The sequence below is a fragment of the Microbulbifer sp. MLAF003 genome (assembly GCF_030012965.1).
Classification (GTDB): domain Bacteria; phylum Pseudomonadota; class Gammaproteobacteria; order Pseudomonadales; family Cellvibrionaceae; genus Microbulbifer; species Microbulbifer variabilis.
Genome location: NZ_CP120232.1, coordinates 975,788 through 990,651, shown reverse-complemented (window position 1 = coordinate 990,651; position 14,864 = coordinate 975,788). Strand labels below are relative to the sequence as shown.

The window sequence follows — 14,864 nt, the reverse complement described above, 5'->3', positions numbered from 1 at the left end:
ACTACCAGGGCAAACGGCTACCATCCCAAAAAAACAGATTACCACTATCGGCGGGCGCCAGTTGTTGTAGTACATCCACAATACGCCCGGCACTCAGTGCCGGGCTGTATAATTTTCCCGGCGCCAGATTACCCTGGAAGGGTTTGGAAAGTGCTGTATCCGTAGTGCCCGGATGAATGGCCACCACACAACTGTTTTCCAATCGGCGCCCCCATTCAATAGACAGGTTTTTTACCAACATATTGAGTGACGCCTTGCTGATACGATAGCTATACCAGCCCCCCAACTCATTATCGCCGATACTACCCACCTTGGCAGACAGGGATACCCATAGCAGCGGCCGCTTGCGTTGTAATTTTCTATCCAGCGCCTGGGCCAGGTGCATATGAGTGAGGAGATTGATACGCATAGACTGTATCAACCAATCATCCTCACATTGCGCTAGAGATTTTTCCGGGCCATGAAATTCATCGTGCAACAATCCACAACAGTTAATTACCCAGTCAGGCGGAGAGGAAAATTCAGAAAGGAAGGTCTCGACAGCCCTGATAGAGTGCTCGTCCGCGAGAGAGACTGTCAGGTGACGACGCTCGCCGGCGTGTCCAGGTACCCGATCTACTGTACCACGGCTCAAAGTCACCAAAGTAATATCGGGATAGCGCCGAACAATTTCGGCGCCGATCGCGCGAGCCAAACCGCCCGAGGCACCCGCCAGTAATACCACCCTTGGTTGATCAAACATACCGGCCTCCATGCCGGATAGCTCGTGTGGCTTTATTTTGCCTTTTTGCCGCCGGACTTTTTGTCTTTGTTTTCTGATTTCTCAGCGACTTCCTTGACTACACGCAGCATAGGTTCATCTGAGCGGAAAATCAGGCCGTGAATCTCCGTAGTATTCTGCCCCTGCAACAACTGCTGCAAGTACTGCACTATCTGCTCAGAAATCTCCTGGCCAGGTACCAGAACAGGGATGCCCGGCGGATAAGGTACTATCTCATCGGCGCTGGTGCGACCGATAAGATTCTGTGTAGCGTCCACCCCATTGTCCATCAACGGCAACTCTTCCGTATCGGCAAAGTAGGCATCCGCCGGCAGACAGGTGAAGCGGGTAAACTCAGGCAGGCGGCGCGGAGTACCGACATGAATACGCTTGTGAGTATTCCCCGCCAGCTGCTTCAGTGCATGAATCAAGCGCAACAATTTACTCTCAGTACTGCCCAGAGTTACCAGTACTGTGATGGTATTGTAGGTGGTCTTTTCCACTTGAATACCGTATTGATCAAACAGCTTGATCTGCATCTCATTGCCCGAATAGCCGCTGCGGGAAATATCGATGGTTACCTTGGTGGGGTCCAGGCCGATATTGTCACCTGCTAGAGGCTCAGCAATCAGGTCATCGCGGGTGAGGGCTCGGAATACTCCGGTTTCATTGACTGCACGGCGAAGGGTTTCCACCATCTGCAGACACTGCTTGAGACGCCCATATCCCTCCATCGCCATCTGCTTACGGGCAACATCGAGGCTGGCAATCATGGCGTATTGCGGGCTGGTAGACGCATGCATGTTCAGGTTTTCGCGGAAGCGGAATTCGTCGAAGTCCGGGTCCTGCACATGAATCATGCTGGCCTGGGAGAAAGCCGACAACATCTTATGGGTACTCTGGGTCACATAGTCGGCGCCACACTCAAGCGCGGTCGGGCGCAGCTCTGGGTGGAAGAAACCGTGGGCAAACCAGGCCTCATCGACCAGCACCTTGACACCGCGCTCATGGGCGTAATCGATAATAGGTTTCAAATCGTAGCGCAGACCATCGTAGGTACAGGAAGTGATAACCAATAAGCGCGCATCGCTATGTTCATCAAGCGCCGCCTCGATATCCGAGCGCTTCACCGGGCCATAAATGCCGAATTCAGGGTGCAGTACCGACTTCAGATAAACCGGCTCACAGCGATTCATCACTATCGCATGGTGAACCGATTTGTGGCAGGCCTGGTCGACAATAATCTTGCCGCCGCCACCGAGTATCTGCTGAATCACGACCTTGTTGGCAGTGGAGGTGCCATTGGTCAGGAAAAAGGTATGGCGCGAACCAAACGCCTGGGCGGCAAGATCCTGTGCTTCCTGAATTACCGAGTGCGGTTCCAGCAGGCTGTCGAGTATCTGTACGGAAACAGACAAATCCGTATTGAATACATGCTCGCCCATAAAGCGGTAAAAGTCCCCAACCCAGGGGCTGTTGCGCAGGCTGTCACCACCGGAGTGACCAGGAGTATGCCAAGCGTCACGTGCGGAGAATACATATTCCTTCAGGGTATCGGCAAAAGGCGTGGAGGCGCGGCGGGCAATAAACGCCTGTACCAGGCGGAACATATGGTTGAAATTGCCCTCTCGGCGATCAAACAGCTCGTCAAAGCGGCGACGCAGGTTGGCGAGGGATTCTGCCCCCGCCTCACCAATTGGCGAGGTAGCACCGGCAACATCACTGTGGGCCACCAGGAAGATATTGAGTTGAGAGCGCAGAGCATGGATGCGGTCGGCCAACTGGTCGGCCTCTTGCAGGCCTTTAGCATCATTGCCACCATCCACTATAACCGCTTGTAAGCGATCTTCATCGCGCCCCAGGCGCTCTACATCTGCGGGGGCTACCGCTTCAAAGTGCAGTCCGAAAGGATTTTCATGGCGAGCGGCGGTGCTGTTCAGGGCACTGATCCATTCCCCCGCCAATTTGCTGTCTGCACTCACCAGAGCGATATGACATTCCAGCTTCTGCGCGCTGTCATTCAGGTTGCCCAATTCAGGCATTTTCAATTCCAAGCCCATATTCTTATCCATCAGCATAGCCCGCAACTTGTTGCAGGCTGCCGCCTTAATTATTTAACTATTTGATTTTATTAACTTTTCTTAAGTCCTCCAGCTATGGCGGAGGATCTGGAATTTCGCGGCTAAAAAGCCAGGGGGCAAATATTAATGGAGCAGGCGCGGGATTTCCGCGACAGGGAAGCATTTGGCGAAATTCGCCAAATGCATGGTGACCGACCAGATCTATTGCCAAGGAAAAGTGGAAAGTTAGAACTTTGCGCTGCGCACACTGCCATCGAACTCCAGGCAGTCCCTGACTCTCTGCCGCTGTACCTCGGAAAGCTGATCCAGAGGGAAATACGCCATTTCAGAGTGCTCGTTTGACAGGGTGATATGCCTCCTGTCGTTAAAGCGGGCCCGAAAGATAAAAACGTGGGAGTTATAGACCTTGTGGTAATAAATACCACTCAGATAATCAATATCTACATCCCGCCCCAACTCCTCGCGACACTCCCGTCGCAGGGCTTCGTGGACTGTTTCACCTGGGTCCAGAGCCCCACCGGGCAGCCCCCAGCTACGATTGGCGTAGGTTGCCAGCAGCTGCAGGACTTCGCCCACTTCATTGGTAATCACCGCATGCGCACTGAGGCGGTAGCTGTCTTCGAACCCCATCGATCCCGTCCCTGGCCGTTAGAGGCTGTTAGAACCCCTGAGCCAGAGTGAAACCAAAGCCCAGGGTCTGTACAGACTCATCGTAGTCGATCAGGCTCTCACCATAGCCATTGAAATAACGGATATAACCATCCACCCGCTTTCCCAGTGGGAATCCCCAGGTCAGCTCAACAGCGCCACGATTATCTGAGCGCAAATTGTTGCGCACCATAATCGCGATAGAGTGGTCACCATCCCGGTAGCGCCCACCCAATTCAAAATGACCGAGGTAGTGCTCAATATCCGGATTGTCATCATCCTCTCGCGCCTCCGGAATCCTATACCAGGGCTTAAGACCTATAGAAAAGTTATCCCGCTCAAAGATAAAGTTGGCATAAATTCGATTCCAACTGCGTGAGTAGGGCTCACTGCGTCCATTTGATTGATGATTAAAGGCAATCTGATTGGCCACGTTATGCCAGCCGAACAGGCTCCAGTCGTTGAGCCAAGTCAGGATTAACTCTGGCTCATGATTGGTCTCTCGGAATGGCGCCGAATCATCCGAGTTATAAGCCTGCCAAAAGCTGCGATTGGTGTAAGCCACACTCATGAAAGAGGCACTACCGAGAAAGCCACGCCACACCGGTACCTGCACCGAGAGCTGGAACTGTACCTCGATATTATCCAGGTCGCGGTCCTCGTAATCGGTCACCCCCTGTCTCCGGGGAGGGATTGTAGGTGAAAGGCAAAATATAATTTGCCTTATGGGAGGCCAGGGTGAAAGGGTTACTGGCTGCATCTCGAATTGCCTGGGCCCGCCCTCCCAGCAGTACCTGATCGGTGGGAAGCTCCTCTGCATATTCCTCAACTACCGGATCTACCTCAAAGTAATCTTCCTCAATGCCCAACTGGGCACGCACTCTCTCGGCACAGAGTAGGCGTATTTCCCGTAGGGTGGTATCGGCAGAAGAGATAAGTAGCTGTTCTTGCAGGCACTGTTCATGCTCATGCTGCTGATCCAGCTCCTTAATCTCTACTTGGCGCTCCTCACCAATACTGGCCATGGCAGTATTCAATGGAAACTGGGCAACCACAAGCAGAGAGGCAAAAAATCTAACTCTATTGCGAGTGACGAATCTTAAAAAGGACAAAAGGCGCTCCCCCATTGGCACGCAGTAAAAGTGACGCAAGCTTACACTGGAGAACTGAAAAAATCCTGCCGCATTAGTTCCCGGATGCAAGTATAAAATCAGTATATTTTCCGATTTATTAATAACGGAAAGGAAATGTTAAGTCAGAAAATACCGGTAAAATAAGGAGTTGGGAGATGAATCAATATTAAGCACAGAAATAGGGCAAAAAGTTTACTCGGATACTTTATATGGATAGTCGCTATTCAAGCGACTGATAAAGCCATTCCATTCACCGCATGTTTCCGCAAACTCAGTCGGCGAAATTGCTCAACAAACCAGACTGGTCAGACATGGAGACCACTCGAGGTCTCTTAGGCGAACCTGCCATAGGCGACCCGTACTGGATGGCCAGTCGTAACCGACCAATAGACTGCGACTATCAACGTAGCAGTGCGCATCCCGCTCGGCTTCATCGCCCTGATAAATATAACCGCAAATATCTGGCCCCATATCCTGTGCACGCTGGCTGGCCAGATCTCCGGCCATAGTCCTAGCGCTGCGATGGCTGACCCTCGGTGACAGTAATTTCCCCCGCTGGGAAGGATCAACAATATCCGGAGAAACCACTTCCAAACCATCCTTGTGTTGTACAAGTGTCTTTAAGAGGGGCCCCATAAACACGCGCATCAGAGGAAATAACAGCCGAGACTCGCCCAGCAATTGGGCCTGCTGGGGGCCGTTAGGACCCTCCCAGGAAGCTTCAATCTCATCCCCTAAGCGAGGCGCATACCCCTGAGGACTGCTTAGACGATAATGAGCACTTACCTCATCCACCTCGTCGCGCCAGTGGACATGGCACTCACTTACCAGGCCGGCACAAAGTAGCGCTGAAACCTCTATTCCATAGCCCTGTTCACCTACCAGGCGTCGACTCACCAGGGTACGACGCCCCTCTGAATCGTGGCCCAATTGCCAGCTGTCCCGCACAGGCATTTCACGCCCATCACAGCTGTAGTGATATCGACCTTGCGCAAGAGTAGAGTTCAAACGCATTGCAGATTTCCTCCCTGCTTACTGCAAGCACCAGACTGATAGTTCAGTACCCAAAAAGTATTGCACATGGAAGATTGACCACGAAGATTTTAGCGCCTGCTTGTGAGGGTTTCATCCTCTATAAAATAATAGCCCAGCGACCAAATATAAATTGGGCGACGTAATAACAAATAGTGAAACACCCACCTATAGGCTCCATAAGACAGTAAAACTGTATTCACAAGTGAAAACCGCAATTAATTTTAAGGGTAAAATTCACAACTCATGAATATCTTCAGGTTAACTGTGCATTACTATCACCTCTTTCTAACCCCCTTAAAAAACGGATAAGTATTCTGCATATAATTACAAAGCCTGAATAAGTAACTCCCTCCCTTTTCACTTCTTGTCCAATTCCGATTAATACAGGCCATTACAAACTGATCTCAATCGAATATTTGTAATGTAAATGTATTATTATGCTTTCATCGTCCCGAAGAGAGCAGTCAAATAATATTTGGCATATCTAAATGCAACGCCAGAATTAATTGACGAAGTAGAAAGCAAAAAAAGTTAGCTTAACGCTCAGCAATGTTATTAGAAATAAGACAAATTGTTTTGATTATAAGTGAGTTACTTCTATGCCAACTTTCGCCTATCAATCCATTAACTCAAACGCGAGTACCAATCATGGGGTTAGTGCCTCCAACAGCCAGCATTTCACCCGTATGACTCACAACCATCAAGCCGCCAACCAGGATCGCTGGCACCTAATTATGCCAACGGCTGACGGTTTGGACCCTCATGTTCCAATTCACGGCCCAGCTCAGCTGGTCGCACAAGCACCACACGGCTATATGGCTAAAGGCCAGCACAACAATGCACAATTTCTCAGTATGATTGAAGGTAAAGCTCGTCAGACTCACCAGCACCTGTATCGCTCACTGGGTCAGACCTGTGATCTTTTAGTGTATGGAGAAATGGACGGAGCCAATAGCGAATGGAGTTCCATGCAGCAACATGCTGGGGGGTTGGTGGGGTCGAGTTCTACAGGAAAGGCCTGTAACAGCTTCAGTGTTCACGCAGCCAATACCACTCAACATCAGATTCTCGGCTCTGGCATGGGCTGGATTGCAATCAGGAGCGGGAATGTGAATGCCGTGTTCGTGCACGTACCTAACAGTATTGCCAAGAAGGAAAGCGAATCAGTCATTTTCTATCGCAATATTAATAACCTTCTAATTCAGCAGGGTTATGGCGCTATTGACCTTGTTATGGGCGACACTAACCAGGGAAATGACAGTTTCACCCCCTGCGCACTTAGTGTGGCAACAGGCACACTATTTCGCGATGCACATACAGAGGACGAAGTAAATCCTTTTGATTCCTACCAGCGCAGTTTTACTGGTACCAACAGCACGGCCAGTAAAAAATATGACGTTGCCGCATACAATACCAAGACCATTCGAGTAATCAAGGTGGACTATATCTCACAGAGCACCCCGGTTAGCGTCAACGGTTCCGACATGGCAGCCGCGGTAACCGATCATATGGGAATTTTTATTGACGTTGCCAAGTGATAGTCAGAATAGATACCACAACGGGGAAAGAAAACTAAAACCAGGCTTATGATCGAATCTACCCTGCATTAAAAGATAGATTCGATCAAAAAAACTCTATAAATTAAGCAACCGCAATCTGCTGGGCTTCAGGGGTAATCCACTTCATCAAATTGCCTGCTTGCTGATTGTCATACACCGCTTTGCCATGTAAGTCATTAACTACTTGTGCAGCTCGCCAGGCGGAAAGACTTAATTGCGGTTCCGCAATACCATGACTGGTACGGCCAGTGCCGAGGAAGTATAGGCGACGCTCACTATCATCCCCATTAAGCTTTGTTGCAAATGCATCATCAAGCAACAGGCGCCCTTCTGCATCCCTAGGAATGCGCTCCTGTAGAGGAGCTAAACAGGCTGGAAGAGCCTCTCGTAAACCTGTGCACAAAATAACGATATCCGCATTTATCCACTCATTACCATCTGCATCACCCAGTAAGTGATTCTGTAATTGTAACTGGTAATCACCGCGACAGGACATATTCACTAATTCGCGATTGGGCATCAATGTCACTCGTTCGGAATCCTTCTCCAGATGCACGAGACGATAAAACAACTGATATAGCTCTTTGAGCGTGTCTGGAGAAATCCCATCGGATGCCAGTTTCTGTTCGGCAACAACCTCTTCACGGCGATGAGGGCTCAGCTGGCGGAATACCTCAACATATTCTGGGGTAAACCAATCATTTGTAAACGGTGTTTCATCCAGGGGCAGATAATTGCTGCGACGGGATACCCAAGTTACCTGCTGCGGGCGCCCCCAGTGTTTGCCAAGAAGATTTATTACCACTTCAGCACCAGTCTGACCACCACCAATCACTGCAACACGCTTGCCACTTACATCGGGGTTGCGCAAAGCTATTTCCAACGCATGGAAACAATTTTCAGAAAGGAATGGTCGGCTACACTCCGGGATATTTGGCTTTTTACCAGCCGCAACGCACAGATTCTTAGCAAGTATCTGTTCACGACCATTGGGCCCATGTACGTCCAGCTCAAAATAATCACCATTATCCACCACACTCTGAACACGGCTACTCATTTGGATACAATCCAGACGACGTGCAGCCCAAGCCAGGTAATCGGCAAATTCCCGGCGCATCACGGTACGTTGTTCTGCATGGAGAAAATCATAAAAGCGCTTGTTTTCCACTAAATATGCCAAAAAACTATAGGGGTTTGTAGGGTCAACCGGTGTTACCAGATCTTTTAAATAGGAAGTCTGCATCATGGCGCCCGGTAACATCAAACCCGGGTGCCAGGAAAATTCCGCTTTAGCGTCGAAGAAACGATGGCTCAGGAATTTATCCTGCATTAAAGCGGCAACGGCCAGGTTAAAAGGACCGGCCCCGATACCGGCAAGATCTAGGAAATTACTCATGATTAGGCCTCTAAAGCGGAAGCGGTTTCTGGTTGTGATTTGGGTTGTTGGGACGCTTGCTCAGCGAGCCAAAGAGGGTTGTGCAGGTCACCACCGACGATGGGGACCGGGCGCTCAGCGCTGTCATCATAGCCCTGCCGCAAGCGCACACGATTAATACAAACACGCTCGATGTGAGGGCGGAATAAATTAAACAGCTGGAAACGTTTCGCCATGTGAGCACTGTGCTGTTGCGCAGATTCCTGATAACGGCGCAGCACCCGAGCCAAAATTGCGTAGAATTCCAGCTCTTCCAATCCGATCTCTATCATTAATTGAGCGGACAGGTATCGCAATACTGTTACGAAGTGACCAGTGAACAGATCGTGAATAATGTAATTGGGTGGTAACTGGTCGAGTGCTTGCACCGCTGCTTCCGGTAAATCTGCACGCTCAGGAAACTCCCCTTCGGCGAGACGCAGATCCCCTTGAAAATCCTTCAAGAGGACACGCACCACTTTATTATTACGCAACACCAACGTCAGGTTTTGCGAATGAGCCACCAAGCCTATGCCATAGCAACTCAGTAAATGATAAAGAGGCACTACCGTCGCCTCGAACAAATGCTCAAGCCATGCATGTGCAGAAAGACCGGAAGCTTTTATCAGAGCCACAGCTACAGATTTACCGCTGGCATCTCTCTGCAGCAAGGCAGCCATTAAAAGATGGCGCTCTCCCTCTGCACATAGTCCAGCTGGACTCTGCCGCCAGGTGGCCCCGAGCAACTCCTTGTAGCGATAAGGAGTTCCATCAATTAACTCATGATGAAAGTGCGGTACGTGCAACCCCGCCACTTCCTGTAAAACTCCTGTGCCACGAGATTGTAATTCGCCATCGCGTTCACAAAGCTGCTGCATCCATTCGGATAGCCCTGGACCGCAGCGCATAAATTTACCCGGAATTCCGCGGTAACAAGAAGTATTTAAAACCGTCAGTGGTAACTTTACATGCAGGGCTCGAGGGCGATCCAGATTCGACAGGGTACGCAGTGATACTTGTGGCAAGTACTGGTCACCAAATTCTCCAAGTAATACTAAATCGCCACGAAAAATCTGTTGTGCATAGTGTTGGCGAATATGATGTTGCCACTGCCAAGGGTGCACTGGTAGTGGCAAAAATGCTTGCCAATCGATACCCTGTTTGCGGCACACTTCAGACAGCTGCTTCAGTTGTATTTCATTAAGGCTCTCTGCCAATAAATCTGGCCAGTCCCAGGAATCATTATTTCCACTAACAACCAGCTCCCGCCGGACCGCAAGCCATAATAATCGAACACCCTGGGAAGCCTCTGTACCATAAGCATTAAACTCTTGTGCTCCCCAGCCGATACGCCCTTTATTCACCATCGCTTTAGGATGACCATCCAGCAGGCATTGCAACTGTTCATCAGGCAATTTTGCCAGAGCTTGGGCATTTAATTTTTCGCGTTTTTGTAATAGAGCAACATCGGCAACCAGAGTATTGGCAAGTTCTTGTAATAGATTACCCAGAGTACTGGACGAGGCCTCCAAATCCTGAGCAGCATCAATAAAAAATTGTGCCGCATCATCGGCGGGCTTCACTTCTGTATCCCGTATACGTTCAATGTCATATGGATCTATTAATAGCCAATCCCAGATGGTCAACTTGCCCTTGAAGCGATAAACAACCCCTGAGGAGAGGTGTACAGAATATCGACCATCTGTTTCTACTACAGCACTGAGCGCCTGCTCATAGCAAAGCTCAGCCAGTGACTTTACCAATAGAGCTGTATTTGCCAGCTTCCAGTGTTTGTCCCCGTTCATACTCCCCCCATGCTCCGAAAAAATCTTTCCGCTTACACATCACCAACGCGGCGCGTTTGTGCGGAAAATCAAACTCTTTAATTTTTTTCCAGCTAAAAGTTCCGTTGACATATTTAAGCAACGCACGGTTATCCGCCCGTGGTTCTCCAACCAAATTTTCAGTCCGTGTATCATCAAGGAACATAAAATGGGAAATACCATTAAACCAGGCATAGGCAAAACGCTTGCCTAAATAACGCAGGTCACCAACCAGCATATGTGCACCACGATCGAATGGCTGGCAATCGTAGTAGGGCGCAATACGATCTTCGAGGGCCCAATAAACTTCAAAATAGGCGAAGGGTTCATCGTCAAAACAAGCGATCAAAGGGTATTTATGAGGATCCTCAATAACAGTATCGATAAACTGCCGCTGCTTGTCTGCATCACCCTCCTCTTCCCAAAATTGGGCTACACGTCTCTGGTTCATCCAGCCGGTAAAACGCTCCAAATCTTTCTGAGGGTCTAAGTGGCGCAAGCTAAAATCCATTCCCAAGGAGTGGAAATAACGTCGATAGACTTCCCCTTTTGGTGGTACCGCACGGAGTGGATGGCGAACTCCCTGCTCATTCTTCACCCACTGCAGAGGAAATTTTCCAGCGTTATTTCCACAATACCAAAGCTCCGCACGCTGATAAAAACCACTGCGGGAAACCCGGCTTGCCACTGTATCTGTTTCAACGATATCTATGTTTTGTAATGCCGGGTTCAGTGCAAAGAGCCAATCAAACCATAGGTCTAATTCTACGAGCTGCGCATTATCGTATGTTAAAATAATTCGTGCGCAATCCCGCCCTGGAATGTATTCAATTTGGAAGTAATCTTTCCCATTAAATTGACAACAATATCCACCAGGAGCAATTTGCCAAGAGCGTCCATCAGGAAGCTGACCATGCTCCTCCAGGGACTGTTCAGGCACAGCTGTTAAACTGGTCATAAATCTATCCTTGCAGTTTTTTTACACATATTAATCAGGCTTCTTCAGCTGTAAGCTCTACTGCCGATATCAGGGGATTCGCCATCTTGTGATAGATAGAAAGCGGGTCTTCGGTCGTGGTCTCATTCATCCCGATAACCGCACATTGGAAATTGCCCTTGGCCCAGATCTCAGGTGAATTGAGCAGGTACTCCAGGCAACTACTATCTCTTCGCTGACCTTCATGTAGCAATAGAAGGCGTTGACGCAACTGACGCAATAATTCCCGCTCAGTGATTAAGCCCGCAGCGGAAAGGGCGCAAATCAAACCGAAACAACTATTGACGATGAGATAGTAAACAAACAGTCGATTCGCCATTTGCTCATCAATTACATTTTCACTACCCTGCGCCAAATTGGGCAGATAAGGTTTAAGAAGTTGCTCCCCCAAACGGCTATAACCACTGCCCTGGCAATCTCTGAAATAACCAGCAACAGGCAGGGGACCTTCAAACGACAGGATCAAGTTTTGCTGGTGGGCACCAAACAAAATTCCGAAATCGGCCTGGGCAATCAATAAAGGTTCTATTACTGCATCGAGGAAGGCGTTAAACCAGCGTTTAGTGGCTGCCTCAATAGAAATACTCTCCTCATCGGCAAGACACTGAACTAATTGCGCGGCTCTGCAAGGAGATCCGTCTGGGTGATCCTGTGTCAAAGTAGCCAACAAGCAAGTATTTTCTGCTGATTCACCAAGGAAAGGATTTTCCCGGAACATAACCAGGCTTTCTATAATTTGCTTACCATCAATGTCGGCAAGCATCAGGTAGGCTGGCTCTGCCAATACCTGAAATCTCGGATAGCGGTTGGCAAATTCCTGTCCTACCGGTGTACCCCTTACCTTCAGCACTTCAAGTCCGCGAACCATTTCTTTCGGCTGCAGGGTGCGCACGGAGTTGGTTAACCGCAAACTGAGAGAGAATTTAAGCATATATGGGCTATTGCCACTGTAAATTGCGCGCAGAGAGGAAGTTGCTCGCCAGGATTCACTACCCTCACCCAGCTCTACAATTTTTCCAGCCTCAAGTAATTCCACAACACTCTGGACTTCACACAATTTTCGCCACTGCCAAGGATGTGCGGGAAAAGCGACAAACCCTTCGGGCGCTACGGGGCCACCATCTACTCCACGCACCAAGTCGGCGAACTGTACTTCACTAATTTCAGCGCCACTGGCCCCCTGCAAAAATTGAGGATCAACCCCCAGCCATACCAGGGCAAAGCGATTATTAAATTCCGGTGCGTAGCACTCGGCATCTTTATCGGTAAATGGGTCTCGGCTTTTCGGGGTTGGATGTATGGAGTGGCCACATAAAAGCGCCTGTTCTGCCTCGGCAAAACTGAGGGGTAAGGAAAATAACTTTTCTGTATCGGCACTACGTGCAACCAGTGCCTGGGTCATATTTTTTACACTGGACGCAACTCGGCGAGTAAATTGCGTTCGGGATTCCACAGTGGCGCCAGGAAAAATGAGAAGTCCTGGGCGACCAACTCTGCAGCCTCGGCCATCTCAATCACCTTGCTGCTCCCATCATTCGCTCGCCATACCATGGGCAGAGCGAACTGGTGCCTACCACACTCACTGTGATAGGAAATGTTCAACCAAAGCTCGGCGCTAGATGCCGGCAGGGGAATACTTACTGCTGGAAGACCGATTCCATCCGGAAGTTGTTCACCCTCCTGCATGTGCCATGTGCCGCAACCCGTTTCTCTCAACAGCGCATTAAAGAAACAATTGGCTGACATTCGTTCAGCAAATGCATTGACCGGGCTGTATTGATCAGTCATAAATATCTCTTGAGTACCAACCATGCCAACAGTGCGGTCATACTGAACCGAACCGGGTTGGGGATCGTTCATAAATGGGGTTCTTAACTGAGAAAATACTAAATGCGAATGATTTGTATTTAGAAAATCATGCAGGTAAAATTTCCGTTATTCAAGCTTTTTCTTGAAAAAATGATTCGGATGAGAGTTTCTGCACAGAAGCGGGCGTCCGTTTAGCTGTTTTCATTTAATCCGCGGAGTACCCAATGCGGCGATCCCCTCACCAGAAAAAAATCCACTGGATAGTAGCCAGCCAGGGAGCAGCTCAGGTCGTGCTGCTTACCCAAATCCCACTGATCGTTGAGCGTTGCGGCTTAAGTTTGGCCAGTATCGGTGGCCTTGTGGCACTGGGTACTCTGTGCCTGATGGTGGCCGGGCCACTATGGGGGGAACTCGGGGATAGGATTGGTCGCAAGCCCGTATTGCTCGCGGGACTGACTGGCGCCCTATTCGCTCAGTGCCTCTTTGTGGCACTGCTAATTGCACTGGCACAGGGGCTTATCAGCGAAGGTAGCGCATTGTTTGCTCTGGCGATTAGCCGGATCATTTACGGGTTAAATGCCGCCGCTATTTACCCATGCTGCCAAGCCTGGGCCGTTGAATTGGGGGAACCAGAAAAACGTTTGTCGATACTCTCAGGTTTAAGTGCGGCAGCGAACCTGGGGCGAGGGCTTGGGCCGCTACTGGCCTTACCCGCGCTGCTGGCAGGCGACTTGTGGCCCATGGCTTGGCTTGTTCTGCTACCTCTCACAGCTCTGTATTTGACCCTGAGCCTACCCCCCACCACAAATAAATCCCAACCTAGTTCCGGTGAGAAAGCAGCCTTGCCGCCGGGATCGCTGGCTTTATTTGCCACAGCATTACTCGGCACAGTCAGCGTCGGCCAGCTTCAGGTAATAATGGGGCCCGCGCTTAAAGATTTATACGGCCTGAGCGCCTTGGGAGCCTCCTCTGCTACCGCTGTGTTGTTGGCTACTGTGGCAATCTGCGGTTTTCTGGTTCAAGTGGGGTTAGTGCGCAGGCTCAAAGCACCACAGTTGAGCTTTATGCTGGGGGTCACATCGCTGTGCACTGGTAGTATTTTTCTCTCCTCCACCCTGGGGAGCCTTCTCGCAGTTTTTGGGTTACTTGCCTTTGTTGTCGGTATTGCTTTCCTGGTGCCGGGTTACAGCGCACTATTAAGTCAATCCCGGCAACGTGGAGGCAGGCTCTTTGGACTTTTAGCTCTAATGCACACCGGTGGATATACCATTGGGTTCGCGCTGGGAGGCTGGCTATATGAGGAGCACCCCCAACAACCTCTTTTAGGGATGCTCCTCAGTGTGGGGCTGATTGCTATGTGCGCGTTATTCGCACTTTTTCGTGCTAAAAAAGGAAAAGAAAAGCAAGCGAGTTTGGGTGTCTAGCCCATGATTTATCTTCAATAACACAACCAGCGCAAAATCAGTTCGGGCCTTATTGCCGCAGAGGCCTGAAAAGGAGGTAGGGGTTGATAGTAATACCAGCCCCAAAATGCTACAGGTATCTTTGCCAGAACTCTGCCTGACCGAACTCCTCATCTAACGTATAAGGTTTAAACCCCACCTT

General features: G+C 49.8%; 13 protein-coding genes. 2 read left to right on the top strand and 11 right to left on the bottom strand.

What is annotated here, in order from left to right; translation table 11 throughout:
- Window position 1 precedes the first annotated feature (1 nt).
- The 6 genes from P3339_RS04730 to P3339_RS04705 form a co-directional block, all read right to left on the bottom strand.
- Window positions 2-742: an SDR family NAD(P)-dependent oxidoreductase gene (locus P3339_RS04730; RefSeq protein ID WP_282952567.1), complete on the bottom strand. Its 741-nt coding sequence runs from the start codon at window positions 740-742 to the stop codon at window positions 2-4.
- Window positions 743-774: 32 nt separating this feature from the next.
- Complete coding sequence (locus P3339_RS04725; RefSeq protein WP_282952566.1) at window positions 775-2,832, bottom strand: aminotransferase class I/II-fold pyridoxal phosphate-dependent enzyme; 2,058 nt, start codon at window positions 2,830-2,832, stop codon at window positions 775-777.
- Between the two features lie 234 nt (window positions 2,833-3,066).
- Complete coding sequence (locus P3339_RS04720) at window positions 3,067-3,471, bottom strand: NUDIX hydrolase (RefSeq protein WP_282952565.1); 405 nt, start codon at window positions 3,469-3,471, stop codon at window positions 3,067-3,069.
- Between the two features lie 28 nt (window positions 3,472-3,499).
- A complete protein-coding gene (locus P3339_RS04715; RefSeq protein WP_502867317.1) occupies window positions 3,500-4,162 on the bottom strand; it encodes a phospholipase A in 663 nt (220 codons plus the stop codon).
- Entirely contained in the window at window positions 4,131-4,601 is a 471-nt protein-coding gene (locus tag P3339_RS04710) for a hypothetical protein (protein WP_282952563.1), read from the bottom strand. Before P3339_RS04710 ends, P3339_RS04715 begins: the two co-directional genes overlap by 32 nt.
- A gap of 309 nt (window positions 4,602-4,910) precedes the next feature.
- Window positions 4,911-5,636: a hypothetical protein gene (locus tag P3339_RS04705; RefSeq protein WP_020412488.1), complete on the bottom strand. Its 726-nt coding sequence runs from the start codon at window positions 5,634-5,636 to the stop codon at window positions 4,911-4,913.
- Window positions 5,637-6,256: 620 nt separating this feature from the next.
- Here P3339_RS04705 and P3339_RS04700 point away from each other — a divergent pair.
- Window positions 6,257-7,195, top strand: a complete 939-nt coding sequence (locus tag P3339_RS04700; protein ID WP_020412487.1) for a hypothetical protein — start codon at window positions 6,257-6,259, stop codon at window positions 7,193-7,195.
- A gap of 103 nt (window positions 7,196-7,298) precedes the next feature.
- Here the strand turns inward: P3339_RS04700 and P3339_RS04695 are convergent, their stop codons facing one another.
- From P3339_RS04695 to P3339_RS04675, 5 genes are read right to left on the bottom strand one after another with little or no spacing between them, the layout of a single operon-like run.
- Window positions 7,299-8,612 (bottom strand): lysine N(6)-hydroxylase/L-ornithine N(5)-oxygenase family protein, encoded by a 1,314-nt coding sequence (locus P3339_RS04695; RefSeq protein ID WP_282952562.1) that lies wholly within the window; start codon window positions 8,610-8,612, stop codon window positions 7,299-7,301.
- Between the two features lie 2 nt (window positions 8,613-8,614).
- Window positions 8,615-10,435 carry an IucA/IucC family protein gene (locus P3339_RS04690; RefSeq protein WP_282952561.1) on the bottom strand — a complete coding sequence of 607 codons (1,821 nt, stop codon included), beginning with the start codon at window positions 10,433-10,435 and terminating at the stop codon, window positions 8,615-8,617.
- Complete coding sequence (locus P3339_RS04685; protein ID WP_282952560.1) at window positions 10,374-11,411, bottom strand: GNAT family N-acetyltransferase; 1,038 nt, start codon at window positions 11,409-11,411, stop codon at window positions 10,374-10,376. The genes P3339_RS04690 and P3339_RS04685 overlap by 62 nt, the downstream gene beginning before the upstream one ends.
- A gap of 34 nt (window positions 11,412-11,445) precedes the next feature.
- Window positions 11,446-12,852 (bottom strand): IucA/IucC family protein, encoded by a 1,407-nt coding sequence (locus P3339_RS04680; RefSeq protein WP_282952559.1) that lies wholly within the window; start codon window positions 12,850-12,852, stop codon window positions 11,446-11,448.
- Window positions 12,853-12,857: 5 nt separating this feature from the next.
- Entirely contained in the window at window positions 12,858-13,310 is a 453-nt protein-coding gene (locus P3339_RS04675; RefSeq protein WP_282952558.1) for a hypothetical protein, read from the bottom strand.
- A 173-nt stretch (window positions 13,311-13,483) separates the two neighbouring features.
- On the opposite strand from P3339_RS04675, the gene P3339_RS04670 reads away from it, so the two are divergent.
- Entirely contained in the window at window positions 13,484-14,683 is a 1,200-nt protein-coding gene (locus P3339_RS04670) for an MFS transporter (protein WP_282952557.1), read from the top strand.
- The last annotated feature ends 181 nt before the right edge of the window (window positions 14,684-14,864 follow it).

Coding starts and splice junctions, on each gene's coding strand:
- P3339_RS04730 (WP_282952567.1), bottom strand. CDS start 742: ATGTTTGATCAACCAAGGGTGGTATTACTGGCGGGTGCCTCGGGCGGT.
- P3339_RS04725 (WP_282952566.1), bottom strand. CDS start 2,832: ATGGATAAGAATATGGGCTTGGAATTGAAAATGCCTGAATTGGGCAAC.
- P3339_RS04720 (WP_282952565.1), bottom strand. CDS start 3,471: ATGGGGTTCGAAGACAGCTACCGCCTCAGTGCGCATGCGGTGATTACC.
- P3339_RS04705 (WP_020412488.1), bottom strand. CDS start 5,636: ATGCGTTTGAACTCTACTCTTGCGCAAGGTCGATATCACTACAGCTGT.
- P3339_RS04700 (WP_020412487.1), top strand. CDS start 6,257: ATGCCAACTTTCGCCTATCAATCCATTAACTCAAACGCGAGTACCAAT.
- P3339_RS04695 (WP_282952562.1), bottom strand. CDS start 8,612: ATGAGTAATTTCCTAGATCTTGCCGGTATCGGGGCCGGTCCTTTTAAC.
- P3339_RS04690 (WP_282952561.1), bottom strand. CDS start 10,435: ATGAACGGGGACAAACACTGGAAGCTGGCAAATACAGCTCTATTGGTA.
- P3339_RS04685 (WP_282952560.1), bottom strand. CDS start 11,411: ATGACCAGTTTAACAGCTGTGCCTGAACAGTCCCTGGAGGAGCATGGT.
- P3339_RS04680 (WP_282952559.1), bottom strand. CDS start 12,852: ATGACCCAGGCACTGGTTGCACGTAGTGCCGATACAGAAAAGTTATTT.
- P3339_RS04675 (WP_282952558.1), bottom strand. CDS start 13,310: ATGAACGATCCCCAACCCGGTTCGGTTCAGTATGACCGCACTGTTGGC.
- P3339_RS04670 (WP_282952557.1), top strand. CDS start 13,484: ATGCGGCGATCCCCTCACCAGAAAAAAATCCACTGGATAGTAGCCAGC.